Origin of the sequence: Vibrio sp. 10N.222.55.C6 (genome assembly GCF_041473395.1) — a bacterium.
GTDB classification, from domain to species: domain Bacteria; phylum Pseudomonadota; class Gammaproteobacteria; order Enterobacterales; family Vibrionaceae; genus Vibrio; species Vibrio crassostreae_C.
The window spans coordinates 1-396 of the sequence record NZ_JBFRSD010001181.1 but is presented as its reverse complement, the minus strand read 5'-3'; the positions used below and the strand labels follow the sequence as shown (position 1 = coordinate 396).

The window sequence follows — 396 nt, the reverse complement described above, 5'->3', positions numbered from 1 at the left end:
TTTCTCCATTACTGTTACACCAGACGCATCAAGCACTGGCTTCCCTTCAGCGTCTAACTTAGTAACCTCATAAGTCGGGATCTCAAACTTAATCTTGGACTCATCTTTGATCCACTCAACCGTACCATCTTGATTTACCGTGAATGGAGGCTCTCCTTGGTTATCTTGAAAACGCTCAAGAACCAACATTTCCTTTTGACTCTTCACGTGAAGATTAGGATAAGGTGCTTGGCAGTAATAAGAGCTACCGCAGAAAGCTTGGTTTGTCGGGGTAACGTTTTCACCACCAAGAGATACACCTACGGCATCTGCCAAGCGTCCAACAGGTTCAGGATTAGTCGTTTGAATCGCATCCATAAACAAGATATTGCCACCGTCATTAACATAGTTAATAAG

At 43.4% G+C, this 396-nt stretch carries 1 protein-coding gene; it reads right to left on the bottom strand.

Features of this window, described 5'->3' with window-relative positions:
- Positions 1-396, bottom strand: a 396-nt coding sequence (locus AB4486_RS28090) for a hypothetical protein (RefSeq protein WP_372120109.1), incomplete at both ends; no start/stop codon positions are given.